Here is a 263-nt window from a genome sequence, read left to right as displayed (position 1 = left end):
GAGGCGCGCGATCGACACCTCGGTCGACTTGACGAGCGCAACGACTTCCGCGCCGACCTTCAGTTCGAGTTCGTCGACCGAGCGCGTGGTGATCACCGACGTGACGATGCCGAACGGCGTCTCGACGTCGACTTCCGACACCACCGGCCCGCGGATGATCTCCTTCACCTTGCCTTTGAACTGGTTACGTACGTTGATTGCAGTGATGCTCATCGGGTAATCGCTCCGAATGGAAAGTCCAGGGACGGGCGGCCTCAGCCGCC

General features: G+C 62.0%; 1 protein-coding gene. It reads right to left on the bottom strand.

Features of this window, described 5'->3' with window-relative positions; genetic code table 11:
* Positions 1-213, bottom strand: a 213-nt coding sequence (locus SB751_RS31720) for a molybdopterin-binding protein (protein WP_006400187.1), incomplete at its 3' end; no start/stop codon positions are given.
* Positions 214-263: the final 50 nt, after the last annotated feature.

This window comes from Cupriavidus sp. SIMBA_020, assembly GCF_046535395.1.
GTDB lineage: Bacteria > Pseudomonadota > Gammaproteobacteria > Burkholderiales > Burkholderiaceae > Cupriavidus > Cupriavidus campinensis.
This window is presented reverse-complemented; position numbering and strand designations above follow the sequence as displayed.